The 26,464-nt window shown below is 65.5% G+C and carries 20 protein-coding genes and 1 pseudogene; 2 read left to right on the top strand and 19 right to left on the bottom strand.

Features of this window, described 5'->3' with window-relative positions:
- Window positions 1-109: 109 nt before the first annotated feature.
- Window positions 110-277: pseudogene (locus BM214_RS10885) on the bottom strand (Rpn family recombination-promoting nuclease/putative transposase); the annotation flags it as partial.
- Between the two features lie 74 nt (window positions 278-351).
- Window positions 352-1,326 (bottom strand): RpnC/YadD family protein, encoded by a 975-nt coding sequence (locus BM214_RS10880; RefSeq protein ID WP_090486996.1) that lies wholly within the window; start codon window positions 1,324-1,326, stop codon window positions 352-354.
- 127 nt (window positions 1,327-1,453) lie between these two features.
- On the opposite strand from BM214_RS10880, the gene BM214_RS10875 reads away from it, so the two are divergent.
- Window positions 1,454-2,404 (top strand): transposase, encoded by a 951-nt coding sequence (locus tag BM214_RS10875; RefSeq protein WP_090486994.1) that lies wholly within the window; start codon window positions 1,454-1,456, stop codon window positions 2,402-2,404.
- A gap of 1,230 nt (window positions 2,405-3,634) precedes the next feature.
- Here the strand turns inward: BM214_RS10875 and BM214_RS10870 are convergent.
- Both BM214_RS10870 and BM214_RS12435 read right to left on the bottom strand, forming a co-directional pair.
- A complete protein-coding gene (locus BM214_RS10870; RefSeq protein WP_177217660.1) occupies window positions 3,635-4,318 on the bottom strand; it encodes a SapC family protein in 684 nt (227 codons plus the stop codon).
- A gap of 214 nt (window positions 4,319-4,532) precedes the next feature.
- Window positions 4,533-7,586 carry a DUF4214 domain-containing protein gene (locus tag BM214_RS12435; protein WP_143096387.1) on the bottom strand — a complete coding sequence of 1,018 codons (3,054 nt, stop codon included), beginning with the start codon at window positions 7,584-7,586 and terminating at the stop codon, window positions 4,533-4,535.
- Window positions 7,587-7,911: 325 nt separating this feature from the next.
- On the opposite strand from BM214_RS12435, the gene BM214_RS10860 reads away from it, so the two are divergent.
- Window positions 7,912-8,766 carry a hypothetical protein gene (locus tag BM214_RS10860; protein ID WP_090486984.1) on the top strand — a complete coding sequence of 285 codons (855 nt, stop codon included), beginning with the start codon at window positions 7,912-7,914 and terminating at the stop codon, window positions 8,764-8,766.
- Here the strand turns inward: BM214_RS10860 and BM214_RS13050 are convergent.
- From BM214_RS13050 to BM214_RS10785, 15 genes are all read right to left on the bottom strand, one after another.
- Window positions 8,730-9,986: an ABC transporter ATP-binding protein gene (locus BM214_RS13050; protein ID WP_090486981.1), complete on the bottom strand. Its 1,257-nt coding sequence runs from the start codon at window positions 9,984-9,986 to the stop codon at window positions 8,730-8,732. The two genes, BM214_RS10860 and BM214_RS13050, sit on opposite strands and share 37 nt — an antisense overlap.
- A gap of 13 nt (window positions 9,987-9,999) precedes the next feature.
- Window positions 10,000-10,800 carry an ABC transporter permease gene (locus BM214_RS10850; RefSeq protein WP_090486976.1) on the bottom strand — a complete coding sequence of 267 codons (801 nt, stop codon included), beginning with the start codon at window positions 10,798-10,800 and terminating at the stop codon, window positions 10,000-10,002.
- Entirely contained in the window at window positions 10,797-13,592 is a 2,796-nt protein-coding gene (locus tag BM214_RS10845) for a glycosyltransferase family 4 protein (protein WP_090486973.1), read from the bottom strand. The genes BM214_RS10850 and BM214_RS10845 overlap by 4 nt, the downstream gene beginning before the upstream one ends.
- Window positions 13,585-14,820, bottom strand: a complete 1,236-nt coding sequence (locus BM214_RS10840) for a class I SAM-dependent methyltransferase (protein ID WP_177217659.1) — start codon at window positions 14,818-14,820, stop codon at window positions 13,585-13,587. Before BM214_RS10840 ends, BM214_RS10845 begins: the two co-directional genes overlap by 8 nt.
- A 38-nt stretch (window positions 14,821-14,858) precedes the next feature.
- Window positions 14,859-15,695, bottom strand: coding sequence for an FkbM family methyltransferase (locus tag BM214_RS10835; RefSeq protein ID WP_177217658.1), 837 nt, complete (start codon window positions 15,693-15,695; stop codon window positions 14,859-14,861).
- 61 nt (window positions 15,696-15,756) lie between these two features.
- Window positions 15,757-16,914 (bottom strand): glycosyltransferase family 4 protein, encoded by a 1,158-nt coding sequence (locus BM214_RS10830; RefSeq protein WP_090486959.1) that lies wholly within the window; start codon window positions 16,912-16,914, stop codon window positions 15,757-15,759.
- Window positions 16,911-17,090: a hypothetical protein gene (locus BM214_RS10825; protein ID WP_090486957.1), complete on the bottom strand. Its 180-nt coding sequence runs from the start codon at window positions 17,088-17,090 to the stop codon at window positions 16,911-16,913. Before BM214_RS10825 ends, BM214_RS10830 begins: the two co-directional genes overlap by 4 nt.
- On the bottom strand, window positions 17,087-18,235 hold the full coding sequence (locus tag BM214_RS10820; protein WP_090486954.1) for a glycosyltransferase: 1,149 nt from the start codon (window positions 18,233-18,235) through the stop codon (window positions 17,087-17,089). The genes BM214_RS10825 and BM214_RS10820 overlap by 4 nt, the downstream gene beginning before the upstream one ends.
- A gap of 6 nt (window positions 18,236-18,241) precedes the next feature.
- On the bottom strand, window positions 18,242-19,135 hold the full coding sequence (locus BM214_RS10815; protein ID WP_090486951.1) for a GDP-mannose 4,6-dehydratase: 894 nt from the start codon (window positions 19,133-19,135) through the stop codon (window positions 18,242-18,244).
- On the bottom strand, window positions 19,132-20,172 hold the full coding sequence (gene gmd / locus BM214_RS10810; RefSeq protein ID WP_090486948.1) for a GDP-mannose 4,6-dehydratase: 1,041 nt from the start codon (window positions 20,170-20,172) through the stop codon (window positions 19,132-19,134). The genes BM214_RS10815 and gmd overlap by 4 nt, the downstream gene beginning before the upstream one ends.
- Window positions 20,173-20,406: 234 nt before the next feature.
- Complete coding sequence (locus tag BM214_RS10805; RefSeq protein ID WP_090486944.1) at window positions 20,407-21,360, bottom strand: NAD-dependent epimerase/dehydratase family protein; 954 nt, start codon at window positions 21,358-21,360, stop codon at window positions 20,407-20,409.
- 52 nt (window positions 21,361-21,412) lie between these two features.
- Entirely contained in the window at window positions 21,413-21,745 is a 333-nt protein-coding gene (locus BM214_RS10800) for a VanZ family protein (RefSeq protein WP_218149063.1), read from the bottom strand.
- Between the two features lie 24 nt (window positions 21,746-21,769).
- On the bottom strand, window positions 21,770-23,149 hold the full coding sequence (locus BM214_RS10795; RefSeq protein ID WP_090486939.1) for a TolC family outer membrane protein: 1,380 nt from the start codon (window positions 23,147-23,149) through the stop codon (window positions 21,770-21,772).
- A 4-nt stretch (window positions 23,150-23,153) separates the two neighbouring features.
- Window positions 23,154-24,563 (bottom strand): HlyD family type I secretion periplasmic adaptor subunit, encoded by a 1,410-nt coding sequence (locus BM214_RS10790; protein ID WP_090486936.1) that lies wholly within the window; start codon window positions 24,561-24,563, stop codon window positions 23,154-23,156.
- Window positions 24,560-26,305: a type I secretion system permease/ATPase gene (locus BM214_RS10785; protein WP_090486933.1), complete on the bottom strand. Its 1,746-nt coding sequence runs from the start codon at window positions 26,303-26,305 to the stop codon at window positions 24,560-24,562. Before BM214_RS10785 ends, BM214_RS10790 begins: the two co-directional genes overlap by 4 nt.
- Window positions 26,306-26,464 lie beyond the last annotated feature (159 nt).

Raw genomic sequence — 26,464 nt, 5'->3', positions numbered from 1 at the left:
CTCATCCGCCACATCCCCTCTATTGCTTGAGATCGTACCGGTGACGATGGAGGATCAGTGGGGGCTATGGAATACGGGGGCTACCGGACAGGTACGTCTTTCTTCCCTGCTTCTTCCCTAGCTCGGTCGGCTCGATATTGGGATTCAGGATCTCCACCGAAGCAATGTCGGGTAGGTCCGAACGCAGATCGTTGATCAGATCCACCACCAAATCCGGCGCCTCGGCGAACAGCCGTTTGAAGACATAGTCGTTGGTGGGGTCAAGTAGCTCGCTCATGAAACCTCTGTCGCAACGCCTCACCCCATCCCTTTTCCAGCCCAACGCCAGAAGGAGACGGGATGAGTACGAGGTCAGTGCTTGCCCAGCAGGGACTCCAGGCTGTCTGCCTCCAGAATCCGCATCACCCAATCATCTAGCTGGGCATCCGTGGCAGCGGCTATGCGTTCGTCTGCCCATTCAGGCAACTCGCCAAATTTCAGGGCTAATTGCTTGCGCAGGGTACCTTCCACCCCTTGATGGCGACCTCGCTCAATCCCTTGCTCAACCCCCTGCTGGAGCGCTTTCTCTCGCTCAACGCGTTCGATCGTGTTCACGTACGGCATCATCTTCTCCTCCTGTAGTGCGTAGACCGCCTGCACAAACTCCGGTTCCAGATCTCGGGGCAGCTGGATCATCCAGTCGATGATCCTGAACAGCTGCACGATCTGCTCGCGACTGTAGCCCCGTTCGTACAGCAGCCGAACCAGGGCGATCTTGACGTCCTTGCGCGTGGCACCATCCTTGACGCGCTTGGCCTTGATCTGCGCCATCACCACCAGGGCAAAGACGTTGTCGCTGGCCTCCAGATCCGCCCAGCGGGCTTCCCAATCGATCAACTTGGCCATGGGGAACGTGAACGACAGCATGCAGCCCCAGCGCTCGTACTGGAAGGCCGACGGCCGAAAGCGCTCGCGGGTGTCCGCCAGCACCGCCAGACTCACCACATCCACCCCATAGCGATCCCGCAAGCGGTACTGGTAAGTGTACATCCGCTGCGCAAATCCTTCCTCCGGCGCGCCCTGAACTTCCACGTGGATCAGCACCCAGGTCTCACTGCCATCCCGGGCATACACCTGGATCAGCTTATCCGCATGGCGTCGACCCGTGTTGGCATCCGCCGTGATCTGCTGCAGCTCCTTGTCCATCGGGTTGTAACCCCGGGGCCAGCCCACCTCATCGTAGATCGCCGGGAAGAGCAGCTGCGTGAATTCCTGGAAGTAGTGCTCCAAAGCCTCCTTCCAGGGGCTGTCGTGGTCCGTGGGCCTGTCGGCATCTTGCTCGGTCATGTGCACTCCTGTAGCAGCCCTTCACTTTACCACGCCCTAACCCCCTTCAAGAGCAGTCGGCCCCTGCGCTAATCTATCCGTAACCCGGCCACCGGATCGGTCGGGAACCACCGTCCAGGAGGGACCCATGCCACGCCCACGCAGCCAACAGATATCCATTACCGACACCCCCTACTACCACATCGTGTCGCGCTGTGTGCGGCGCACTTTCCTGTGTGGACAGGATCAGGTCACCGGCAAGAGCTATGAGCATCGGCGGCAATGGATCGAGGATCGCATCCGGCTGCTGGCCTCCTTGTTCGCCGTGGACATCGCCGCCTACGCAGTCATGTCCAACCATTATCATGTGGTGGTCAAGCTGGATCCCGCCCAGGCCGAGCCATGGTCGGATGATGAGGTGCTGCGGCGCTGGAGTTGCCTGTTCAAGGGGCCGCTATTGGTCCAGCGGTATCTGGCCGGGGACCCGCAGGAAAGCTACGAGCTGGCCCAGGTGGCGGAATTTACCCAGTGCTACCGGCAACGACTGGCGGACCTGAGCTGGTTCATGAAGTGCCTGAACGAACCCATCGCCCGGCAGGCCAACCAGGAGGATGGCTGCACCGGGCACTTCTGGGAGGCGCGGTTCAAGTCCCAGGCTCTGCGCACCGAGGCGGCGCTGCTCAGTTGCATGGCCTATGTGGATCTCAACCCGTTGCGGGCCGGGATAGCGGACACCCCTGAGAACTCGGAGCACACTAGTATCAAAGAGCGGATCACGCCCCGGTTCGACCTGGCCCAGGCCGTGCGTGAACAGATGCAGATGGACGCCCTGCTGCGGTTCGATGGGCCGGTGAAGCCGCTACTGCATTTCGAGGGTGCACTGGTTCGGGAGGCGCAAACCGGCATCCCGTTCGCCTTCGAGGATTACCTGGCGCTGGTGGATTTCACCGGGCGGGCCATCGACCCAAGAAAGAAGGGTGCCATTGCCCACACCCTGCCGCCGATCCTGCAGCGGCTAGGGTTCACCCCGGATCAGTGGCTGGACCAGAGCACGCGGTTTGAGGCGTTGTACCGAGAGCGTCGACGATCGGTGGCCTGACGGCCTTTCTGAGCCTGCACCGAGTGGCTTGCCTGCGGCGGTCATGCCGAGGTGAGGTCGTGAGTGGTGTTCAGGTAAGGGGGGCGAGATCGGGAACAATGAGGGGCTGAGGGCGGTTCAGGATCGGAGTCTGGGCACAGCGCCGGTGGTGGGGCGGTTGTCATAACGGCCCTGAGGCGAATCACCGACCGAAACACTCAAGAGTGCCTGTCCCTCTCCCCGGATCCTGCAGCGGCTAGGGTTCACCCCGGATCAGTGGCTGGACCAGAGCACGCGGTTTGAGGCGTTGTACCGAGAGCGTCGACGATCGGTGGCCTGACGGCCTTTCTGAGCCTGCACCGAGTGGCTTGCCTGCGGCGGTCATGCCGAGGTGAGGTCGTGAGTGGTGTTCAGGTAAGGGGGGCGAGATCGGGAACAATGAGGGGCTGAGGGCGGTTCAGGATCGGAGTCTGGGCACAGCGCCGGTGGTGGGGCGGTTGTCATAACGGCCCTGAGGCGAATCACTGACCGAAACACTCAAGAGTGCCTGTCCCCACCCCTCATGCCGACCGAAACACTCAAGAGTGCCTGTCCCTCTCCCGGCTGCCGAGTGGCTTGCCTGCGGCGGTCATGCCGAGGTGAGGTCGTGAGTGGTGTTCAGGTAAGGGGGGCGAGATCGGGAACAATGAGGGGCTGAGGGCGGTTCAGGATCGGAGTCTGGGCACAGCGCCGGTGGTGGGGCGGTTGTCATAACGGCCCTGAGGCGAATCACCGACCGAAACACTCAAGAGTGCCTGTCCTTCTTCCAGCGGGGCGGGCCATCGACCCAAGAAAGAAGGGTGCCATTGCCCACACCCTGCCGCCGATCCTGCAGCGGCTGGGCATCACCCCGGACCAATGGCTGGACCAGAGCATGCGGTTTGAGGCGTTGTACCGAGAGCGTCGACGATCGGTGGCCTGACGGCCTTTCTGAGCCTGCACCGAGTGGCTTGCCTGCGGCGGTCATGCCGAGGTGAGGTCGTGAGTGGTGAGGCGGTTGTCATAATGGCCCATCAGGCGAATCACCGACCGAAGCACTCAAGAGTGCCTGTCCTTCTCCCGGTCGCGTGTCCCCACCCCTCAGGGAACAATGAGGGGCTGAGGGCGGTTCAGGATCGGAGTCTGGGCACAGCGCCGGTGGTGGGGCGGTTGTCATAACGGCCCTGAGGCGAATCACCGACCGAAACACTCAAGAGTGCCTGTCCCCACCCCTCAGAACTTAGCCCGTTCCACCAGTTGGTTGAGCTGCCCCATCGAGAACAGCTGGGCATGAGCGAGAGCCATCGGGCCACCCCGCAACTTGGCGTAGGCATCAGCATCGAGGGCATTGAGCGCTTTCTCGCTGACACGGTACAGGCCATTGACCTTGAGCGGCTCCTGCCCTTCCCCACGCGCGATCTGGAGCGGCCATGGCTCGATGACTCCGGCATCGCTCAAGGCATTCACGGCCTGCTGTGTCAGCTCACGGTTCTTCTCGCACTGGTTGAGGAAGTCGAGGGTCTTCTGCACGGGAACGGCGAGATTGCCTTCCTCGTCGAACAGGGGCTCGCCCTGATCCTTGGTCACATACTCCTGTGCGATGGCCAGTACCTGATCCTGCCCCTTGTGGGCCAAGGTGAACGGGTAGCCGCGCAATGATGCCGGGACATAGCTGCCCAGCCATTTGCCGTTGGGGGCGACGTAGAGGTTGGTCTGGCCATTGAGGCTCAGCAACGCTACGGGCTGGTAGCCCTCCCCTTGCTCGATGAAGCCCAAGGCATAGTGGGGCAACAGCTTGGAAAGCTCGGCGAGCAGGATAGTGGCCACGGGTTGATGGGTAGCGAAGTGATAGCCGTCACGAGGCAGGTAGTGATGATCGGCGTGTTGGCTACGGGATAGCGCGATCCATTGGGGCATGGGGTCTCCGTGGATGGATAGATGCTGCGGCCATCGTACCAAAAAAATCCCGGCACATGGCCGGGGGAATTGCAACGTTGTCAATTGCTTGGCACCGAGCATCCTTGCTCAAGTGCCTTATAAGAAGAAGCCCCCAACCAGGGTTGGCCGGGGGCTCTGTAGCCTAACCTATCTGGTGATAGGCATCCTTCTCAGGGAGAGGGATTATAGGTATTTAGCCGAAAGAGACATCGCTAACGGCAAGAGTTGTGACACCAGAGAGCTCGATAAACATATCATCTCCCTGTGTGAAGTCGCCGTCACCGTTAGCATCAACAAATGCATAGCCATCAGTACCGTCTGTTGCAAAAGCCACAGCGCGATCTACCAAGCCGGTATCGAAGAAATCTACACCGTCACCGATAAAGTCTTCGAGATTCGCTACACCTGCTGTAAAGCTTCCTTTTTGGACGATATCGGAGCGGGCGTCTCCAGTAGCCAAACCTAAGGAAGAAGACAACTCAATGATGTCAGTACCAGCAGTGCCGAAGTTTTCGATAACATCATAGCCGGTGGCAGTATCAGCGTCCCCGTCATCGTTGGTGTCGGTAAGAGTCAGCTGAGAATCGCTTGCCGCAACGAAGCGAACAGTCTCGTCAGCGTTTGTTGCAGCACCCAAGGTCAGCGCACCATCAGTACCATCGTTATTGATTTCACCGTTGTCGCTCAGGTAAACGGTGTCTGCACCGCCATTACCTTGGATGATATCCCCATTGTGAGAGGCTACATATGTATCATCGCCCTCAGAACCTTTAAAGGTAACTGCGGTGGTGTTAACGACAACGTCAGCATTATCATCAAGAGTCGACATATTCACAGTAACACCAGCCGTATTCTCAGAAGCATCGACTTGTGTCACTACAGTATTGTCAACGGTAGTTGCGCCAGCGTCATCAGCACCTACAGTGACCACTGCCTGAGCATTGCCAGTCAGTTCCAAAGTCTTGATGGCGTCACCCTTCAACACGGAAACTGTGTTGATGTACTCATCAGTTGTAGTGGATTCGTCAGTATTCGTAGTTGACTCATCGTCAGCATCGACAGTCAAAGCATTAGACGCAACAGTGACTTTCTCGATGTCGTTAGCGATGAACTCGCCCAGAGTAACCTCACCCTCGGTAGTGGTGCCATCGTCATCACCGTCGACAGCATTCAGGTTCACAGTTACAGCATCTGAGGTGCCTGTAGCGTCTTCCAACACATACTCAACAGCATCAGTTGTGATGTTCAAATCTGTAGATGCAGTCGCTGTAGCAGTTACTGATGCTCCAGCCGCTACATCGTTCAGGACAACACCAGCCGCCACATCAGAAGAGATTTTGATGTCGGTAAGGCCAAGCAGATCCAGTTCGTAAGTACCTTGGCCACCGCCAACTTCCAAAGCTTCAAAGTTGCTGTAGACATCCGCTTCTGCGGCTGTATCAGCATCAGTAGCGTTAGCCAAAGCCAAAGTGTCGTTACCTTCACCAGCATCAACCGAAGAGGTAGCGTTATTTGCTGCAGCTGCTGTAAAGGTGTCATCTCCAGCACCCAGTACTACGGTAGCATCTGCTGCCAGAGCGCCGGTATACTCGACTTCATCAGCACCAGAGCCCGCAGTCAGTGAGGTAACTGTGTTAGCAACAGTCAGGTCATTGTTTGCAGTAGAAGTGCTGGCTGAGATGGTTGTCAGGCTGGAGATGCCAGATAGGTTTGCCACCAAACCAGCATCTTCAGAGATGGTTACTGTTTCAACAGTGTCGGTATCGTCCAGCTCGTCACCACCACCCATGTTCAGGGTAAGCAGACCAGCGCCAGCAACAGACAACTCGGTGGCTACGTCAGCAATCAGGTGAATATTGGAATTGCTTGCCAGACGCACATTTACTTTATCTGCAGTAGCATCATCTACATAAACATTAGCAACTGCGGCACCGTCTTCGTCATAACCAACGTTGTCCAGATCCAAGGTCAAATCATGACCTTCCGGATTAGCATTATCAACAACGAAAGACTCGCCAGCAGTTTCAAGATTAGCGAGAGAAAGAGAAGTCAGCGCGTCAGATTCAATGCGTGCCGAACCAACTGAACCGTCAATGGAAACGGATTCAAGAGTAGTGGAGTTCGCATCGTCAGAGAGATCGGCATCATCTGCTACTGCAGCTGCTTGGTCAATCTCGATATCATCGCCGCCAGTTACAGAAACTGAAGTTGTCACTGAACCAGTTTCAATAGCAATTACTGAAGTCGCGTCAGCGTCTTCAATAGTAACTGTGGCAGCATTGGTAACATCAACTGTGCCATCGACGTTGCCTGCAGTAACATCAATGCCTGAAGCAGCTGTCAAGACGAGATTACCACCAACGATCTGTGCATCAACAGAAGTCAAACCTTCCCAGCCAGAGACATCCGCGGTTAAATTATCAGAAACATTTGCTACAAAATTCTCAACGTTAGTAACAGTGATCGTAGATGGAAGTGTTACGGCAGCCGTGTCGTCGGACAATTGGATAGTATCTGTACCGTTACCGCCATCGATAGTATCCAAATTAGAGAGGGTTTGCTTAGTAGCATCTACATCGTAATCGGCAACAAAAGTATCATTGTTGGCAGTACCGGTTAAGTTGTCGGTACCTGCAGTGAGCGTGAAAGTATCCCCCACAGTCCCACTACCACCAGGCGCATCATCCACAATCTGAGCCACCACAGCCGCAGCATCAAATGCCTCAGCATCTGCCGTGGACTTCACGCCATCCAGCGCCTCGCGGGCGTCTGCCAGGTTGTTCTGGAAGGCCAGGATTTCATCGGTGGTGTCCATCTCGGCCACCATGGCCTTGGAGGCGTCCACCTTGGCATCCACCACGGCGCGGTCCGCCTCGGCGGCATTGTTGGCAATCACGTAGGTCAATTCCGGCAGGGAGACCTGGCCGGTCTGCACCTGATTGGTCCAGTAGTTCAGGCCTTCAACCGCTGCGTCGCGACCGAACAGCTGGTTGAACACGGCGTTCACCTTGGCCTCGGTGGAGCCTTGGGTGTAAAGGCTCTGGGACTCTTCGGAGTTCCAGAAATCGTCAACGATGATCTTCCAGTTGCCCCCGCTCTGGTCCATCAGATCCGTATAGTACTGGAGGCCACTGGGAGCAGGCGGCCGGCCGAAGTAGCCGACGAACATCGTGTAAACCTGGTTTTCGTAAATCGAAGCCATATTCAGGAACTCCTTAATATTGAACTGAGAGAAAGACTTTCTCAAAAAAACTACTCTAATCCAAGACGCAACAGCTCATGGAGCGTGTTGTGCTTCCGAGGGCCTCTGGCCGTCCAACCGGTTCCAGGTACAACCGACTCAAGGAATGCTGCAGCAACCCCTCTGCGCCGGTCAATCCCCACACCCGCCAAGCGGCAGGATTTGACCGCCGGGATGTGCTTGCCAGGGGCGCCCACCACAATCCGCTTCGGAAGAGGCTGTAGCGTCTGCTTTGCGCAAGCATGGTCATGGTAGCAGAGCCCTGGGAGTTTTTGCACCAATTTGTTGTACTGCCTATGATTGCTCCCCCCTTCCCCTGCGGCGCAGCGGCATGCCACTGATCGTGACCACTTCCCATTCCGTGCTGGAGATCGACCCCTCGAGCCTGCGCTGGCGGCCCCTGCGCCGCGGCGAGGGGCTGTATTATGGCCTGGCCAGGTTAGGATTGGATGACAGCTGGGTGGTGGCGGCCCGGTGTCGCATGGTGTCCTCGGCGCGCCCGCCCGAGCAGGAAACGGGTCGGTTGCTGGTGATGTCGCGGCGGGGGTGGCGACGCTGGCATTGGCAGGCTCCCTTCCCCCTGCGGGACATGCACGAGATTGCCATGGCCCACGGCCGTCTGTGGGTGACCTGCTCCCATGATGACTGGGTGGCCCTGCGCGATGACCACGGGCGCTGGCGGCGCTGGCGGCCCCTGCCCCGCAGCCGTGGCAAGGAGCCGGACGTTTATCACTTGAACTCCCTGTATTTCGAGGATGACCGGGTGTGGGTGCTGGCCCACCGCCGCGGCCCCAGCCTGTTGCTGGCCTTTGATGTGGCCAGCGCCCTGGCGGGCCGTACCACGCCGCCTCTGGAGCGTGTGCCCCTGGGGGTGCAGGCCCACAACGTCTGGCGTGATGAGGGTGTACTGCACACCTGCTCTTCGGCGGAGGGGGCGCTGGTGAACACGCGGGGCTGGCGGCTGGAAACGGGCGGGTTTCCCCGGGGCGTGGCGCGGCTCCAGGACGGCTGGGCGGTGGGCATCTCCCAGATTGCCGAGCGGGGTGAGCGGGATCTGTCCACGGGCGAGGTCCGCCTGTACGACGCGCGCTGGCGCGAACAGGGGCGGGTGTCGCTGCCCGGGGAAGGCTTGGTGCTGGATGTGCAGGTTCAGCCGGAGGCCGGCGACCCCTCATTGATACGCTGAATGCGGCAGGTGGGGGCCAGGTTGCACAGCCCATCCCAGTGGGGGGCATCCAGGTTGCGGGTGAGGGTGAAGCCGGCGGCGTCCTGGCGGCGGACCAGGGACCGGCGCACATGCCCGCCCGGCATGGCCTGGTCGGCAATGCCCACGGTGAGGGTGTAGTCACCGGGGATGAGGCTGGCCCGGAACCGGTAATCCACCTGCACCACGGCCCCTGCGGACACCGGGCCGATGCGCAGCCCCTGGCCGTGGGTGTGGGTCATGTAGAGGATCTCGCCGCGGCGGTCGCGCACCTGCAGGCCCACATGGGGGTCGGCCACCGGGGCCTGGAAGGCGGCGGTGATGCGTACGGTGACTTCGCTGTCGGCGGGCAGCGCATGCACCGGCTGCTCGTTGTGCAGGATCTCCACCCCGGTGATCCGTGCCTGATCGTTGCCATAGGAACCCACGGGGGCGTCGCCCTCCCCGCCCGTGGCCACCTGCAGTTCGCCTTGCGCCCCCTGGCTGGCGAGGCGGGCGTTGTACAGATCGATCACACGACGCGGCTCATCGTCGCAGGTGACATGCCCGCCCTCCAGCAGGAGGGCCCGGTCGCACAGGGTGTACACGGTGCTCATGGCGTGGGAGACAAATAATAAGGTGGTGCCCTGCTCACGAAAGGCCTGAATGCGTTCGAAGCATTTTTGCTGGAAGAAGACATCCCCCACGGCCAGGGCCTCGTCCACCACCAGCACATCCGGGCGGGTGGCGGTGGCCACGGCAAAGGCCAGGCGCACCTGCATGCCGCTGGAGTAGGTGCGCACCGGCTGATCCAGGTAATCGCCGATGTCGGCGAAGGCCTGGATATCGGGCATGCAGGCCTGGATTTGCGCCGGTTCGAGGCCGGCCAGGCGGGCGGCATTCCATACGTTCTGCCGACCGGTGAACTCCGGGTGAAAGCCGATGCCCAGTTCCAGCAGGGCGGAGACGCGACCGCCCACCTCCACCTGGCCACAGGTGGGCCGGGAGGTGCCGGTGATGAGCTTGAGCAGGGTGCTTTTGCCGGCGCCGTTGAGGCCGATGATGCCCACCGCCTCGCCAGGGGCGATGTCCAGGTTGATGTCGTGCAGCACCCAGTGGGGGGTGTGATGACAGCCCAGGCCGAGCCATTCGGCCGCCCGCCCCCAACGATGTGGATAACGCTTGTAGGCCTTGCCCAGATGGGTGGCGCGAATATGCCCCATGGTGTTGGTCCGGTTATAGCTCGTCAACGATGTCGTCACCCAGGCGCCGGTAGGCCAGCAACCCCAGGCCCAGGAACAGCACGGCCAGCCCCAGGGGGTAGAGCAGACTGGGCCAGTGGGGCTGACGGGCATCCAGGAAGATATCCTGCATGGCCACCACGATGGGCACCATGGGGTTGAACACCAGCAGATCCGCCACCCAGTCGGGGAGGATGCGCAGGGTGTAGACGATGGGAGTGAACCAGAACCAGAACTGCAGCACCATGGCGAGGAGGTGCTCCACATCCCGGTAAAACACGTTGATGGTGGCGCCCAGCAGCCCCAGCCCCACACTGAAGGTGACCAGGATGGCGATCACCGGCAGGGCCGCCAGGGCCACCCAGCCGGGGAAATAGCCAATCACCAGCAAAAGCCCCTGAAAGATCAACATGATGATGGCGAAGTTGAACAGGGCCACCAGGATGGCGATGGCCGGGAGGGTGAGCTTGGGGAAACTGACCTTCTTGAGCAGGTTGCCGTTGTGCACGAAGATGCCCACGCAGCGGCTGAGCAGCTCACTGTGCAGGTTCCAGCTGAGCAGGCCGGCACAGAGGTAGACGGTGTAGGCGATGGGGGCGTCGTGGTCGGCCAGTAGGGGCCGCATGATGTTAGAGAACACCACGCTGTAGAGCACGATGAGGGAAAAGGGCTGGATCACCGCCCAGGAGATCCCCAGCAGGCTGCCGCTATAGCGGCTGCGCAGTTCGCGCCGCACGCTGGAGAGGATGAACCCCCGATAGGCCCAGGCACGACTCAGCGACAGGGCCAGGCTCACGCCTCCCCCTCCACTTGGCGCATCAGGCCGGTGACCATGTCCCGCAGGCGGCGGCTGAGACGGCGGGCATCGTGGGTGTTAGCAAACTCCAGGGCCTGGCGCCCGGCCTGCTCACGGAAGTCGGCATCGCGCAGCTGACTCAGGCATTGGCCGATGCCCTGGGCCAGTGACTCGGGATCCGCCCCCGGCAGGGTGAGGGTGGCGGGGGCCACATCCTCGAAGATGTCCAGGGGGGTGACGGCGATGGGCCGCCCCGCGCCACAGGCCATGCGCACCGCGGCCGAGGAGGACTCGCGGCTGCGCTGGTAGGGAAAGACCACCAGGTCGGCCAGGCCCAGCAGGGTGAGGCATTCGGCCTCGGGCAGGAAGCGGGTTTCCAGGGTGACGTGATCTTCCAGCCCCAGTTCGCGGATGCGGGCCTGCAGGCGCTTGTGCTCGGGGTCGGACACCTCGGGGGTGTAACGGGCATTCACCATGAGCAGATGCAGGTCCGGGTGCTGGCGGCGCAAGGCCGGCAGGGCCTCGATCACCTGGGGCAGCCCCTTGTGGGGCATGAGAAAACCATAGGTGGCCAGGACCTGGCGCCCATCGAGACCCAGGGCCTGGCGGCGGGCCGCCAGGGCGCCGGCATCGGGTCGGGGAATGGGGTAGACCGCCAGGGGGAAGAGGGTGATGTTATCGGCCAGGCCCCAGTCCTGAACGCAGCGGATGTCGTCCTGGGTGTGTACCAGGATGCGGTCGCAGCGGGACAAGGCCGCGTGATAGCGGGGCTCGCGCACGGCGGCGGGGGCACCGCGGGTGTTGTGCATGTCCAGGCAGATGCGGATGCCGCGTTGACTCAATGCCTCAATGAAGCGGGCCAGGGTATCCAGGGTGTAGAAGCCCCAGTGGTGCTGGATGATCATGGCCTTGAGGCCCCGGGCCTCGGCGGCCTCGACGATGGCCTCCAGACCCTGGCCACCCAGGTGCCAGTTGCGGGTGACATGGGCGGGGTCGGGTTGCTCCACCGTCTCGTCCAGGGGGGCAAAGACATGGAGCTGATCGGGTTCGAAGCGGGCGCTCAGGTGGGCGGAATAGGCGGCGATGCCGCAGCGACTGCCCCAGGTGCTCACCCAGCCGACGGGTTCGGGGGCCAGGGGGCCGGGCTGGGCATTGATGTGCTCCAGGGCCTGGCGGGTGCGGCGGGCGGCCTCGGCCCAGGTGTAGCGGGAGAGGATGGTGTCGCGGGCCTTGTCCAGACGCGGCTGCAGGGTCTGCGACGGGGTGATGTAGAGCTCGCGCAGGCGGCGGACGAGATCGTTGGCGTCGGGCTCGGCCCACAGGGAGCCATGTTCGCTCAGGTGGGTGTTGGCGGGGGTGAGCTGAAAGTCCACCAGCCAGGCGGTGTCGTCGTTGCAGAAATCCCGGTGCCCGCCCCAGCCGGTGACGATCACCGGCAGGCGATGAATCATGGCCTCGGCCATGGGCAGCCCGAACCCTTCGCCCCGGCTGGGCGCCACCAGTGCCTGACAGGCCTGATAAAGGCCGGTCATCTGCGCCGGGGACCAGTCATCCATGATGATGTCCACGCGGGGGTAGCCGGGGTCACGGTCGATATGCTGCTGTAGCTGTTCCCGGACATCGTTATGGGGGTTGGGGAAGGTTTTGATGATGAGCACCACCGGGTGGTGGGCGCGAAAGGCCTGACCATAGGCCTTGAGCAATACGTCCACCCCCTTGCGGGGGAAGCAGGAGGACACATGCAGGAAGCGGAAACCCTCGGGCAGGGTGACGGGGGGCGGTTCGGGGGCGATGTGGGCCAGGTGGTCCACGCCGTTGCCCACCACGGCGATGGGGACGCGGGTGCCGGCATCCTGCAGGAAGCGGGCCGTTTGATGGGAGACCACGGTGATCAGGTCCAGCACGCGGTTGAAGTCCTGGGCATAGGCCTCGGGGAAGCGGGTTTCCTCCCAGGCGTAGTTGGCCAGGATGCGGCGATGGCCGCGCATGTCCCGCACCACGGGGGGCCAGGCGTTGCGCAGGGCCACGGCAGGGGCCAGGGTGTGCTGGCCCCGCTGCCAGAGACGGCGCAGGGTGACGGGGTCTTCCAGGGCCTCGAAGTGTGGCGCGGGATGGTCGCCCTGCTCGTAGGTGAACAGGGCGGCGGGGGTGTTTGGGGTGTCCAGGGCCATGGCCAGGCGACGATTGACGATGGCCAGGCTGTAGCTGGAATCGAACACGCCTTCCATACGCCAGTGTTGGGAAAGGGTTCCGCCCTGGGCCTGGAGGTGCTGACACTGGCTGTCCAGGGCGCGGCGCCGGGTGGGCGGGTCGGTGGCCAGCAGCAGCAGCAGGCCGGCCAGTTCCCGGGGCTGGGCATCGCTCACCCCCAGGCCGGGTCCCTCCCAGCCCTGGGCATCGGCGGGGAGCTGGGCCAGCAGGGGGATGGCCAGGGGGGTGAGCGATGCCTGGTAGCGTGCCACCTCGCTGGCCGGCAGCAGCAGGGCTTCCAGTTGGGGCAGGATGGGGGCCAGGGTGGCCGGCGTGTCGGCGATGACCTCCACCTGGAGTGGTATATCGGTTGCTTGAGGGGCTTTCTGGCGTGCGTTGCCCCGGTTGATCAGGAGCAGCCGCAGGGGCAGGCCCGACAGCGCGTAGAGGGCCTGGCCCAGTGCCCAGGCCCGATCCCAGGCCCCGGCCTCGATATCGTACACGCCCAGGATGAGCTGCCCGCCGGTGACGCGGGTGGCCAGGGGGGCGGGCACGGCGGCCAGGAGGGTGTCGGCGTCTTGCGAAGCGTGGCTGTCAGGCATCGGGGTCACGGAGGGGCTTGCGGGCGATGAGGGCGTAGTCCTGCGCGCCATAGATGAGGTGATGGAGTTGTTCGACGGTGTCCGGGTCGCCTTGCCCATCCCCTTGCCCATCCCCTTGCCCATCCCCTTGCCCATCCCCTTGCCCATTCCCTTGGGAGGCAGGCTGATGCTGAGGCCAGGGGTTGAGGCGATGGATGTGCAGATCGACAAACCCCACGTAACCGGCCATGTGCAGCAACAGCGGGGGCGGCAGGGGTTTGCAGTGGGTGGGGTCCATCCAGAAGCTGTAGGCGCCCACCTGGAGGTTTTCCGGGTTGGGGGTTTCCAGGATGATCAGGCCGCCGGGGCGCAGGGCGCGAAATGACTGGCGCAGCAGGCGCATCAGGGCTTCCAGGGGCAGGTGCTCCACCACGTGGAAGGCACTGACCACGGCGGCGCCCTCCTCTCCGGCAAGGTCCAGATAGGTGAGCAGATCCGTCTCATGGACAGTCAGGCCCTGTTCCCGGGCCACCTGGGCCATGGCCGGGTTGCTGTCCACGCCGAGGGTTTGAAACCCTTCCTCGCGCAGCAACTGAAGCCACTCACCCCGGCCACAGCCCAGGTCCACCACCGTGCCATCCAGGGCGTCGGGAATGGCCCGGTGAACATAGGGCAGATAGGCGCGCTGGCGCTCGCGGATCTCGGCGGCCTGCCCCCGGTGGTGTTGTTCAAAGTCCAGATACCAGGATTGCAGTTGGGGATCGGCCTGCTCGGCGGGGGCTGGCGGGTCGGCCGCGTGGGCGGGAGATGCGGCGGCCTGACGCCACTGGGCCAGCTCATGCTGGAGGAAGGCCAGTTCCAGGCGCTGACGTTCGGCTTGTTGCTGGTGTGCCATGCGTTCCTGACGGCGCTGCTGCTCCAGGCGCTGCAGGGCCTCGCCCTGTAGTACCTGGGTGTGACGCATCTCCAGCAGCAGCGGCCGTAGCCGTCGCAGGCCCCGTTGCAATGTATAGAGGCTGCGCAGGCCGGGAATGCGCAGCAACAGCCAGCGGGGATGGTAGCCCTCCCGGCGCCAGGCCTCCAGCCGATGACGGATCCATGCCCCCCGCCCCTGGGGGGGCGTGCTCGCGGTGGGCTGGGGCAGGGATTGCGCCTGGGCGGCCTCCCCGTCCATCGGGTTTTGCAGGCGGTGGTGCAGGCGCTGCCGCAAGGTGTGGATGTGATGGGTGTCGCTGAACAGTTTGGGCATTACGTTGGCCTGGCAAATAGGGGAGCGAGGCATCCGGCTCAGCCGGCGATGGGCTCGGCTACCCATTCCTCTACATCCGTGCCGCCGCCGGTGAGCCGTTCGGTTCGGTACCCCTGGCGAGTGAGCAGGGCCTGGGCCTGGCCAGGATCAATGTCGAGGGCCTGCATGCGAGGGTGATTCTGCTCGAAGTAGATCTTGCCGATGCGGCGCTCGGCCAGCAGGGTGTGGCAGCCTTCGAGCACCTGGGTATCGAAGCCTTCCACGTCGATTTTCAGGACATCCACAAAAGGCACCTGCGCGAGCAAGGTATCCAGGGGGGCCACGATGACCCGGGAGGGGCTGGTGGCCGTGGCGGCATTGTTGACCACCCCGCCCCAGCCGGTCTGGGCATCCGGGCCGCTGTCGAAGTCGGCCACCTCAAGCCGGGGGCCGGCGGCCACGGGAAACACGCTGATGCGATCCTGAAGCTGGTTGTCGCGGATGCTTTGCCAGAAGAGCTGCAGGTTACGCGGCGCGGGCTCGAAGGCCTGGACCCGGTTATCCGGGTGGGCGGCGGCCCAGAGCAACGAAAAGTAGCCCAGGTTGGCCCCCACCTCCACCATGAGCCCACCGCGGGCGGCGTCCTCCAACAAGGCCTGGGTGAGTTCCGGTTCCCATACGCCCGAGATCAATAGGCTATCGGAGATGATGTCGCCGGGCACCACGCACAGGGTCAGGGGCTGGCCCTCCTGGGCGCCCTGGCGCAGGCACGCGCGGGGATGGGGATGTTCCTGGTCGGGTTCCTGGGGGGCGGCGGTGGTGCCGCAGACCCATGCACGAATCTTTTGTTTGAGGGGGGCCGGCAAACGTCGGGCGATCTGGCTGCGTAGCGACATGGTTGGGAGTCCTTTCAGGGGCTGCATGATAGCAAGGTGGGCAAAGGCATGTCAGCGCGGCTCAGCTCTGGGCCAGGGCCCACTGGGCTCGGTACAGGTCCAGGGTGCGCTGGACACAGGCATCCCAGGTGAGGGTGGCCGCCCGCTGCAGGCCTTTTTCCCTTGCCTGGCGGCGCCAGGGGGCGTCTTCCAACCCTTGTTGCAGGGCCTGGGTCAGGGCTTGCACGCTGAGGGGATCGGGGTGCAGGGCCGCGCCATTGCTGACTTCCATCAGTGAGGGACACGTGGAGGCGACCACGGGGGTGCCACTGGCCATGGCCTCAAGCACCGGCAGGCCGAAGCCTTCATACAGGGAGGGATAGGCCATCAGGAAGGCCCCGGCATAGAGCGCGGGCAGATGGTCCTCGGGCACGTAGCGCAGGTAACGCACATGGCCCCGGGTGGTGGCGGCATGTATTTGCTGGTGGATGTCCTGGCTGTTCCAACCCTCGCCTCCCACCAGCACCAGGGGATAGGCCTGGCGCAGCGCCGTGGGCAGGGCCTGGTGTGCCTGGATCAGGCGACGGATGTTCTTGCGCGGCTCGATGGTGGCCACACAGAGGATGTAGCCTCCGGAGCGCAGCCCATGGGCGGCCATCACCGGGGCCAGGGCCTGTGGTGGCCGGGGATGGAAACCGGGATCGACACCGTTGTGGATGGCGGTGATGCGCCCGGGGGGCACGCCGTGATCCAGGATGAGTTCCCGGCGCACGGCCTCGGTGACGGTGATGATGTGATCCGCTTGTTCAAGGGCGCGCGGCAGTTCGCGCGCCATCATGCGCACGCGATGCGGGGGATGGCATTCCGGGTACAGGTAGGTGGAGAGATCATGGATGGTGACCACACGCCGACCCCGGAAGGGCGGCATGTAGAAGTTGGGCGAGTGGTAGAGGGCGTCTTCCTGCCCCCGCAGGCGCCAGGCGTAGTAGTGAGGGGCCAAGTGGTGATAGGCCCCGGCCACGATGCGGGAACGGGTGAGCGCGGCCCGCAAGGGGGCGGCCACGCCGCCCTGAGTCGCATGCAGAGGGGTGAGGGGGTCCGTGAACCAGCGGCCCCGGGCGAAATAGCGCATGGAGGGGCGGTCGGGGTGCTGCTCCAGCCCCTTGATGAGTTCCAGGGTGTAGCGACCGATCCCGGTAAGGGGGGGACGCAGGGCATCGACGGCAAGAATGATGTTCATAGGTACTGGCGTGTAGAGGGTGCGGACAGAAGTTCCTGGTGATCCTCCATGCCTTGCAGGGCCCTTCGGGCGCGCCGCTGCTGGATCTGGCGGTGGAGCTGTGCCGCCAGGGGGTGGGCAGCCCAGCGGGCGTGCAGGAGGTCCACCGTGAGGATGAGTCCCGGAGCGGCGCTCATGGCCCTTCGCCGCGGGGGGCCGCGCAGAGGCGGTGGTAGAGGTCGACGTAGCCCCGGGCCATGCGCGGGCCGGTGAACAGGCGCTCGTAGCGGGCGCGGGCGCCGAGGCCCAGGCGGCGGGTGAGCTGGGGATCCGCCTCCAGGCGCTGCATGGCCCCGGCCAGGGCGGCGGGGTCTCCCGGGGGGACCACCAGGCCGCTCTCGCCGTGGGCGTTGACGAAGCTGGTGCCGGTGCCCAGTTCGGTGCTGATGAGGGGACGGCCCTGGCGGGCCCCCTCCAGGAGCGTGACGCCAAAGGCCTCGGCGCGCAGGTGGGAGGGGAAGATGATGCCCCGGCTGAGCTGCAGGAGGGCGATCTTGTCGGCATCGCTCACGGACCCGAGGAAGGTGACCCGGTCCAGCCCCAGGGTGCGGGCCTGGCGGTGCAGGGCCGGGGCCATGGGGCCGCTGCCGGCGATGACCACGCGGGGGCCGCCGCCGTGGGTGCGGTCCATCCGGTGCAGGGCCTGCAGCAGGATATGCAGGCCCTTGTAGTAGCGCAGGACGCCGATGAAGAGGAAAAACCCCTCCCCTACCCGCTCCCGCAGGGACTGCAGGCGTTGGGGATCGGGAATGGGTGCAGGGCCGTCGTCCAGGCCGATGGGGATGATATGCACCCGCCCGGCATGGCGGCGCAGGACCGGGCTGGTGCGGGCGTAGGCCTCGGAGGTGGCGACGATGGCATCCAGGCGCGAGAGGAAACGGTGCATGACGGGCCGGTAGGGGGCCAGGAGCGGGCTCCGTCGCAGGATATCGGCATGGTAGGTGATGAGGGCGGGGGCGGCTGGGGCATGGATGAGGTGGGCCAGGTCCGCCAGGGGCCAGGGGAAGTGGTAGTGGATGACATCGGCCCAGGCGGCGTGGCGGCGCAGGCTGGCCGGGAAGGCGGGGGAGAGTCCGCAGGAGGCGATCTCGGCCCAGCGGCGATGGCGATAGACCTCGGCCTCGGGCAATTGCACACAGGCCGGATGGGGCCGCCGGGCCAGGGTGAGGACGCGGGATTCCACCCCCAGGGGGCGGGTGTGGCGGCAGATCTGGCGGATGACCTCCTCCAGTCCGCCCTGGGTCTCGGGGAAGTAGGTCTTGAAGACGTGCAGGACGCGCATGCCGGCTCAGGCGCCCGCCGCGGCGGCATAGAGATCGGCCAGGGTCTCCTCGATGGGGCGCGGGGTGATGCCGGTGAGCCGCCGCATGCGCGTGGGATCGCCCATGAGCACGGGGATCTCGTCGCGGCGCACCAAACGGGGATCGACCCGCACCTGGATGGTATAGCCCGCCAATGCGTCCATGAAGGCGATGATGCGCTCCAGGGCGATGGCCCGGCCACTGCAGAGGTTGCAGGTGACATCCCGGGCATCGCTCTCCAGCAGGGCCAGATAGGCGCGGGTGATGTCGCGCACGTCGGAAAAATCGCGGCTCACCTGGATATTGCCCAACTGGATGACGGGTTCACGGCCCCGGTAGTGGGCGACGATCTTGGGGATGAGGAAGCGTTCGTCCTGGCCGGGGCCGGTGTAGTTGAAGGGGCGTGTGAGGATCAGCGGCAGGCGGTCGCCGTAGGTGCGGGCCATGTGCTCCATGGCCAGTTTGCTGCAGCCGTAGTGGTTCACCGGGGCCGGGCAGAGATCCTCGGCGATGCATTCCACAGCGGGCCGGCCGTAGACGTTGGCGGAACTGGCGAGGAGGACCTTTTCCGGGGTGGCATCCAGTGCCGCCAGGGCCTCCAGGAGGTGGGCCGTGCCCAGGACGTTGACGCGGTAAAAGGCCTCCGGGTCGGCATGGGCTACGAAGCTGACGCCGGCCAGGTGGATGACATGGGTGGGACGGCTCCGTTGCACCAGGGCTTTCACGGCGGCGGCATCGGTGAGATCGCAGGAGGCGCCGTCCTCCCCGCCATGGCCGGGCCCCGTTACGGCCACCACGCCATCGCCCTGCTCTTCCAGGGCCTGGACGAGGTGGCGGCCCGTGAAGCCGTCGGCGCCGGTGACCAGGACGATGCGGCTCATGCCCTGCCCGCCTCCCGGGCCACCCGTTCCAGATCGGCCCGGACCATGAGCTGGCACAGGGCTTCCAGATCGGTACGCGGGGTCCAGTCCAGTTCACGCCGGGCCTTGGCGGGGTCGCCGATGAGCAGATCCACCTCGGCAGGCCGGTAGAAGGCAGGGTTGACCGCCACCCGCACCTGTCCGGTGGCCGGGTCGATGCCCTGTTCCTGCTCGCCCTTCCCTTCCCAGACGAGTTCGATCCCGGCGGCCCGGAAGGCCAGGGTAACGAAATCGCGCACGCTCTCGGTGCGCCCCGTGGCCAGGATGTAGGTCTCCGGCCGTTCGGCCTGGAGCATGCGCCACATGCCCTCCACGTATTCCGGGGCATAGCCCCAGTCGCGGCGGGCGTCCAGATTGCCCAGTTCCAGGCGGGATTGAAGGCCGTGGCGGATGCGGGCCACCCCATGGGTGATCTTGCGGGTGACGAATTCCTGGCCGCGCAGGGGGGACTCGTGATTGAACAGGATGCCGCTGGTGGCGAACAGATCGTAGCTCTCGCGGTAGTTGACCGTGGCCCAATGGGCGAAGAGCTTGGCCACGCCGTAGGGACTGCGGGGGTGAAAGGGGGTGTCTTCCGTTTGCGGTACGGCCTGTACCTGCCCGAACATCTCGGAGGTACTGGCCTGGTAGAAGCGGATGCGCGGATTGACGCTGCGCACGGCCTCCAGGAGATGGAGTACGCCCACGCCGGTGATCTGGGCCGTGGCCACGGGCTGGTCGAAGGAGATCCCCACGAAGCTCTGGGCGGCCAGGTTATAGAGCTCATCCGGTTCGGTGCGCTCGATCAGCCGGATGGCGCTGCCCATGTCGGTGAGGTCGAAGGGCTCCAGATGGAGCTGGGGATGGTCCTGGATCCCCAGGGCCTGCAGGCGCCAGAAGTTGACGGCGCTGCTGCGCCGGTAGGTGGCGTGTACGCGGTAGCCGCGCTCCAGGAGGAACTGGGCCAGATAGGCGCCGTCCTGGCCGGTGACGCCGGTGATGAGTGCGGTACGGGGCATGGAGGTTGCTCGTCCTGAATGCGGGGATTCTCGCAGAATCGGTAATGTTAACAATCCCTGTAATACCGCAACAAGGACACGGTTCTCACCGATACAAGATGCCCCCCCTGGCCGCGGGGATGCATGCCAGTCCTTGGGTGCCTCGTTCCCTGCGCATCCTTCCACCCATGAGGGGGTCTGCCGTTGGATGGCACAGGGTGGCCTGGCGGCGCCCCGCTTCGTTGGACCGGGCGGTCATGGATCCCCCGGCTGCATGGCCCGTGCAAGCCCCTGTTCCAGCGGGACCGGCGGCTGCCATTGGAGTACCCGGCGCACCTTGGAGGCATCCACCCGCAGGGAATCCAGTACGCGCCGGGCCATCTCCTCCCGCCCCAGGAGGGAGGCCGTGGCGCGCAGCACCGGCACCGGCACGGGCAGGAGCCGGGCCGGGCGGCCCGCCGCCTTGCCCATGGCGCGCAGGAGGTCGGCGGTGGAAAGATCCTGGCCGTCCGCCACCAGGAAGGTCTCATGGGCCGCCGCGGGATGGTCCACGCACCGGAGGATGAGATCCGTCAGGTTGTCCACCCCCACAAGGCTGCGCCGGTTTCCGGTCACCGCCCCCAGGGGCAGGGGCACGCCCCGCTGCACCCAGCGCCTCAGGCGGGCGAGGTTGCCGCCCATGCCGGGACCATGCACCAACGGCGGGCGCAGGATCACCGTTTCCAGACCCGTCTCCCGGGCGATGCTTCGCAGCGCTGCCTCCGCCTCGGCCTTGGATCGGGCATAGGCATCGGCAGGAGACAGGGGATCCTGTTCACGGAAAGGCCGGTCCGGCGGGGTGGATTCGCCATGGACCTTGATGGTGCTGACATAGATGAAGCGCCGCACCCCGGCCCGGGCGGCCTGACGGGCCAGGGCCGCGGTGGCCTCCACATTGACCCGGCGAAAGGCGCTCAGGGGGGCGGCCTCCGGGGCCTTTGGCACGAAGGTCCGGGCGGCCAGGTGCACGATGGTATCCACATCCTGCAGGGCGGCCCGCCAGGGGGTGTCCCCATTGAGATCCCCCACCGGGATGACCGGGTAGGGCGCATCCTTCGGGGCTTGATGCCGAACGGTGCCCCGCACGGCCATCCCTTCTGCGTCCAGGCGCTGGGCCAGGGCCGTGCCGATGAATCCCGTGGCGCCGGTGATCAGGATTTGGCGCGACACTTGCGGTGCGACCTGGTGATGGGGTGTTGCTGCGACATGGGCGGGAACGGGATCACAGACCCGCCAGGCTGGTGCCGGTGAGGCCGCCGGCGATGCCCAGGGCGTTGGCGGCCAGGTCGCCGCGGGAGTAGCCGCGGCCGGGTACGTAGCGCTGGAGGTGCTCCAATAGCCACCCCGTGAGGAACAGCAGCAGCAGCCCGATCCAGCGCCCCTGGCCGGGGGGCAGGGCCAGGATCAGGAGGACAGCGGCCAGGCCATAGGCCAGGACGTGCAGGAGCTTGTCGTTGGGAAGCCAGGACGGCAAGCGGTGTGCGGGCAGCAGCGTACCGACCAGGATGGCCAGCATGAGCATGGCGAAGGGACAGAGGGAACCCGTTGGGATCAAGGTGGTTGCGCCAAAGAGGCGGGATCAAGGGGCGGTGGCCAGCACGCGGTTGAGGGTATCAACGTCGTTCTCATCCAGCGCCCCGGCCCCCTGGCGCAGGCGGAACAGGTCCAGGAGGTATTCGTGGCGGGCGCGGGCCAGGTCGCGGCGGGCGGCGAAGAGTTCCCGCTGGGCGTCGAGGACGTCCGCCAGGGGGCGCAGGCCGGCGCGGAAGGCGGCATCCACGGCCTCGACGCTGCGCTCGTTGGAGCGTACGGATTGTTCCAGGGCGCGGATCTCGGCGCGGCCGCTGGCCAGGCCTTCGTAGGCGGCGCGCACGTTGGCGCGCACCTCGCGGCGGGTGGCCTCCAGGATCTGGCGCTGGCGGTCGCGTTCGCGGGCGGCGCCCCGGGCGCGGGCGCCGACGCCGCCGCCGCTGTAGATGGGGACGTTGAGCTGCAGGCCGATGTATTCGTCTTCGTAGACGCGGCCGTAGGGGCTGCCGTCCAGGTCGTCCAGGTAGCTGTAGCCGGCCACCAGGTCCAGGCTGGGGTAGTGCCGGGCGCGGGCGGCGCGGATGTCGGTGGTGGCGGTCTGCACGCCGGCGCGGGCGGCGGCGATGCGGGGGTTGGCCTCCATGGCCCGCTCCACCCAGGCCTGCAGGTTATCCCCGCCGGGGCCGGGGAGTTTCACACCGGGACGCAGGCCGGCGAGTTGGGTGTAGCGCCGGTCGGTGATGCGGGTGAGGGCCTCGCGGGCGATGCGCAGCTCCCCTTCGGCGCGGATCACCCGGGCGCGGGCGCTGTCGCGGCGGGCACGCACCTCTTCCAGGTCGGTGACGGCGGCCAGGTCTTCCTCGTAGAGCCCCTGCACGCGTTCGTGGGCGGCCTGCATGGCCTCGTATTCGCTGCGGGCCAGGGCCAGTTCGGACTGGGCGGAGAGGACGCCGAGATAGGCCTCGGTGACCCGCAGCACCAGGTCCTGGCGGGCGGCCTCCAGTTCGGCCTGGCCGCGGTCGACCTCGTCATCGCCCCGCTGCAGGCCGCGCCAGGCGGGCAGGTCGAACAGGGGCTGGAGGATCTGGGCGCTGTAGCGGGTCTGGTCGAAGTCGCGCACGGATTCATCGGTGCCGCCCCCCAGGCCGGAGTTGGTCTGGTCGCGGCGGATTTTGCGGATCTCGCCGCTGGCGGTGACCTGGGGCAGCAGCCCGGCCAGGGCCTCGCGGCGCTGTGCCTTCAGGGCCTCCAGGCGGTAGCGTTGGGCGCCCAGTTTCGGGTCCGCCTCCAGGGCCTGGCGGTAGACCTGGCGCAGATCGGCGGGGGGAACGGTTTCCCCGGCGCCTTTCCCGGCCCCCTCCCCGGCCATGAGCGGCGGGGTGAGGAGCAGGGCCAGCACGGTGCCGGCGATGCGATGGCGTGCGTGCATGGTATTAGTTCTCCGTGAAGGCCCGGGCCAGGCCGTCGGTGAGCGGTTTGAGCAGGTAGCTCATGGGGGTGCGTTCGCCGGTCTGGATCATGATCTCGGCGGGCATGCCCGGGCGCAGGGTGATGTTGCCGAGGCGGCGCATTTCCTTCTCACCCACCACGACGCGGGTGAGGTAGTAGGGTTCGCCGGTATCCGGGTCCTGCAGGCGGTCGGCGGAGACGAAGCTGACCTTGCCCTCCACCACGGGGGTGGTGCGCATGCTGAAGGCGGAGAAGCGCACGTCCGCCGGCTGGCCCTCGTGGACATTGTCCACGTCCTGGGGCCGGATGCGGCCCTCCACCACCAGGGGCTGGTCGCCGGGCACCAGGTCCAGGATGGGCTCGCCGGGGCCGATGACCGCCCAGCGGGAATGGAAACGCAGGTTCACCACCTCGCCGGCCACGGGGGCGCGGATCTCGGTGCGGGCCAGGGTGTCGCGCAGGGCCCGCAGCTCTTCCTCCAGGCTGTTGATGCGGGCGGTGGCCTCGCGCATGGCCTTGGCGGCCTGGCGCTGGAATTCGCGCCGGGCCTGGAGGATCTGCAGTTCCGCCTCGCCGATCTGCACGCGGGTCTCGGCGATGCGGGCCTTGAGTTCGCCGGCCTCCCCCAGGGCCTCGGCGCGCTGGCGCTCCAGGGGGCGCAGGTCGGCGGCGGGCAGGAGTTCGCGTTCGGCCAGGCGGCCGCGGCTGGCCAGTTCCTCGTCCAGGGAGGCGATGATATCCAGGCGGGACTGGCGCTGGGCCTGCATGCCCTCGATCTTCTCTTTGAGCTGTTCGATGCGCTGGCGCAGGACGTCGATCTCCCCCTGCAGGGCCTCGCGCCGCACCCGGAACTGGCGCTGTTCCACGGTGCGGAGGCGATCCCCCAGGCTGCCTTCGCCACCCCGGGTGAGTTCCTCCGGGAAGTCGATGGTGTCCTGGCCGGTGAGTTCGGCCTCCAGGCGGGCGCGGCGGGCCAGTTCGGCCAGGTAGTTGTTGTAGTTGGCCAGGTAGGAGGCCCGGGCCTGGGTGTCGTCCAGTTCGATGAGCAGGTCCCCCTGCTCCACCCGGTCACCGTCGCGCACGTGAAAGGCCTTGATGATACCGCCTTCCAGGTGCTGCACGGTCTTGCGATAGGTGTCCACGGTGACGGTGCCCTGGGCCACTACGGCGCCGTCGATGCGGGCGAGGCTGGCCCAGCCGCCCAAGAAGCCGAAGGCCAGGAGGATGACGATGATCCCGAACAGGCGCGGGAAGCGGTCGTCGGACGGGGGCGTGGCCCCGGGCGTCTCGCGGGTGTCGGCCTTGCGGGGGAGATGTTCCCCCTGCACCGGGGTGGATTCCTCGCTGCGGGACACGGGGGGTTTGCTGGCGGGGTTCTGGTCCTGCTCGCTCATGACTGGCTCGCGATGGGATTGCCGGAGACGCCGGTGGGGCGGGTGAAGCGGCCGAGCACCTCCTGGCGGGGGCCCAGGGCGGCGGTCTGGCCGTCCTTGAGCACCAGGATCTCGTCCACGGCGGAGAGTACGGCGGGGCGGTGGGCGATGATGACCACGGTGCGGCCTTCGTCCCGCAGCTGCTGGATGGTCTGCACCAGGGCCTGTTCACCGGCCTCGTCCAGGTTGGAGTTGGGTTCGTCCAGGACGATGAGCCGGGGGTTGCCGTAGACGGCCCGGGCCAGGGCGACGCGCTGACGCTGGCCGGCGGAGAGGGCCCCGCCGTGGATGCCGATGCGGGTGTCGTAGCCCTCGGGCAGGTGCAGGATCATGTCGTGCAGGCCGGTCTTGCGGGCGGCCTCCACCACCTGGTCCGGGTCCACCTCGCCGAAACGGGCGATGTTCTCGGCGATGGTGCCGGCGAAGAGTTCGATGTCCTGGGGGAGATAGCCGATATGGGGACCCAGCTGTTCCCGGTCCCAGTTGTTGATCTCGGCGCCGTCGATGCGCACGTCGCCGGCATAGGTGGGCCAGACCCCCACCAGGGCGCGGGCGAAGCTGGACTTGCCGGCGGCGCTGGGGCCGATGACGCCGAGGACGCGGCCGGGGGGCAGCTCCAGCTTGACGCCCCGCAGGGCGGGGGTGCGGCTGCCCGGGGGGATGACGACGATGTTCTCCACGCTGACCCGGCCCTGGGGCTCGGGGAGCTTCATGTGCTCGCCGGCGGCGGGGGTGGACTCCAGCACCTTGTTGAGGCGGTCCCAGGCGCCGCGGGCGCCGATGAAGCCGCGCCAGGCGTGCATGGCCTGGTCCACCGGGGCCAGGGCCCGGGCCATGATGATGGAGGCGGCGATCATGACCCCGGGGGTGATGACCTGCTCCACCGCCAGGTAGGCCCCGGCGGCGAGGATGCCCACCTGCAGGATCATGCGCAGGGATTTGGAGATGGCGGTGAGCGTGGCGGAGCGGTCGCTGGCGATGGCCTGCAGGCCGAGGACGTTCTGGTGCAGGTCCTGCCAGCGGTCCCGCAGGCGGCCGGTCATGCCCATGGCCTCCAGCACCTCGGCGTTGCGCAGGTTGGAGCTGGCGTAGTCGGATTCCTTGATGTATTCGCTATTGGCCGCCCCCAGGGGTTTGCGGGTGAGGAATTCGTTGAGGATGGCCAGGGTCAGGAGGATGAGGGCGCCGATGAGGGCAATGGTTCCCAGGACCGGATGGAACAGGAAGATGAGACCCAGCAGGAGCGGGGTCCAGGGGGCGTCGAAGAAGGCGAATACGCCCTGCCCGGTCATGAACTGGCGCAGGGTGACCATGTCCTTGAGGGGCTGGGTGGAGCCGCTGTCGGGGCTTCTCAGGGCGCGGAAGAAGGTGGCGTCGAACAGGCGCCGGTCCAGCAGGGCGTCCAGGCGGGTACCGGCGCGCACCAGGACACGGTTGCGGGACCAGTCCAGCAGGCCCATGACGATGAGCAGGCCCACGGCGACGATGAGCAGCATCACCAGGGTGGGGATGCTGCCGCTGGAGAGTACCCGGTCGTACATCTGCAGCATGAAGATGGGGGGCACCAGCATGAGCAGGTTGATGAAGAAGCTGAACAGGGCCACGGAGAAGAAGGCCTGTTTCAGCTGGGTCATGCTCTGGCGCAGTTCGCCCTTGGGGGCCGAATCGGGGCCTTGCCCGGCGGTGCTGGGGGTTCGGGACATGGGTGGGCTGGGAACCTGCGATCTGAGTGGGGACTTACCGAACACGAAACCATATCAGGCAGGGGGGCACCCCACAAGCAGCAGATCACAAGAAGACCAAGGGTCCCAGAAGGGGGCAGGAAAGGTACCCGGCACCCCCCTTGATCAACGCGAAGAAGG

It is taken from the genome of Ectothiorhodospira mobilis (genome assembly GCF_900114895.1).
Lineage (GTDB): Bacteria > Pseudomonadota > Gammaproteobacteria > Ectothiorhodospirales > Ectothiorhodospiraceae > Ectothiorhodospira > Ectothiorhodospira mobilis_A.
This window is presented reverse-complemented; position numbering and strand designations above follow the sequence as displayed.

Coding starts and splice junctions, on each gene's coding strand:
- BM214_RS10880 (WP_090486996.1), bottom strand. CDS start 1,326: ATGACCGAGCAAGATGCCGACAGGCCCACGGACCACGACAGCCCCTGG.
- BM214_RS10875 (WP_090486994.1), top strand. CDS start 1,454: ATGCCACGCCCACGCAGCCAACAGATATCCATTACCGACACCCCCTAC.
- BM214_RS10870 (WP_177217660.1), bottom strand. CDS start 4,318: ATGCCCCAATGGATCGCGCTATCCCGTAGCCAACACGCCGATCATCAC.
- BM214_RS10860 (WP_090486984.1), top strand. CDS start 7,912: ATGCCACTGATCGTGACCACTTCCCATTCCGTGCTGGAGATCGACCCC.
- BM214_RS13050 (WP_090486981.1), bottom strand. CDS start 9,986: ATGGGGCATATTCGCGCCACCCATCTGGGCAAGGCCTACAAGCGTTAT.
- BM214_RS10845 (WP_090486973.1), bottom strand. CDS start 13,592: ATGCCTGACAGCCACGCTTCGCAAGACGCCGACACCCTCCTGGCCGCC.
- BM214_RS10840 (WP_177217659.1), bottom strand. CDS start 14,820: ATGCCCAAACTGTTCAGCGACACCCATCACATCCACACCTTGCGGCAG.
- BM214_RS10835 (WP_177217658.1), bottom strand. CDS start 15,695: ATGTCGCTACGCAGCCAGATCGCCCGACGTTTGCCGGCCCCCCTCAAA.
- BM214_RS10830 (WP_090486959.1), bottom strand. CDS start 16,914: ATGAACATCATTCTTGCCGTCGATGCCCTGCGTCCCCCCCTTACCGGG.
- BM214_RS10825 (WP_090486957.1), bottom strand. CDS start 17,090: ATGAGCGCCGCTCCGGGACTCATCCTCACGGTGGACCTCCTGCACGCC.
- BM214_RS10820 (WP_090486954.1), bottom strand. CDS start 18,235: ATGCGCGTCCTGCACGTCTTCAAGACCTACTTCCCCGAGACCCAGGGC.
- BM214_RS10815 (WP_090486951.1), bottom strand. CDS start 19,135: ATGAGCCGCATCGTCCTGGTCACCGGCGCCGACGGCTTCACGGGCCGC.
- gmd (WP_090486948.1), bottom strand. CDS start 20,172: ATGCCCCGTACCGCACTCATCACCGGCGTCACCGGCCAGGACGGCGCC.
- BM214_RS10795 (WP_090486939.1), bottom strand. CDS start 23,149: ATGCACGCACGCCATCGCATCGCCGGCACCGTGCTGGCCCTGCTCCTC.
- BM214_RS10790 (WP_090486936.1), bottom strand. CDS start 24,563: ATGAGCGAGCAGGACCAGAACCCCGCCAGCAAACCCCCCGTGTCCCGC.
- BM214_RS10785 (WP_090486933.1), bottom strand. CDS start 26,305: ATGTCCCGAACCCCCAGCACCGCCGGGCAAGGCCCCGATTCGGCCCCC.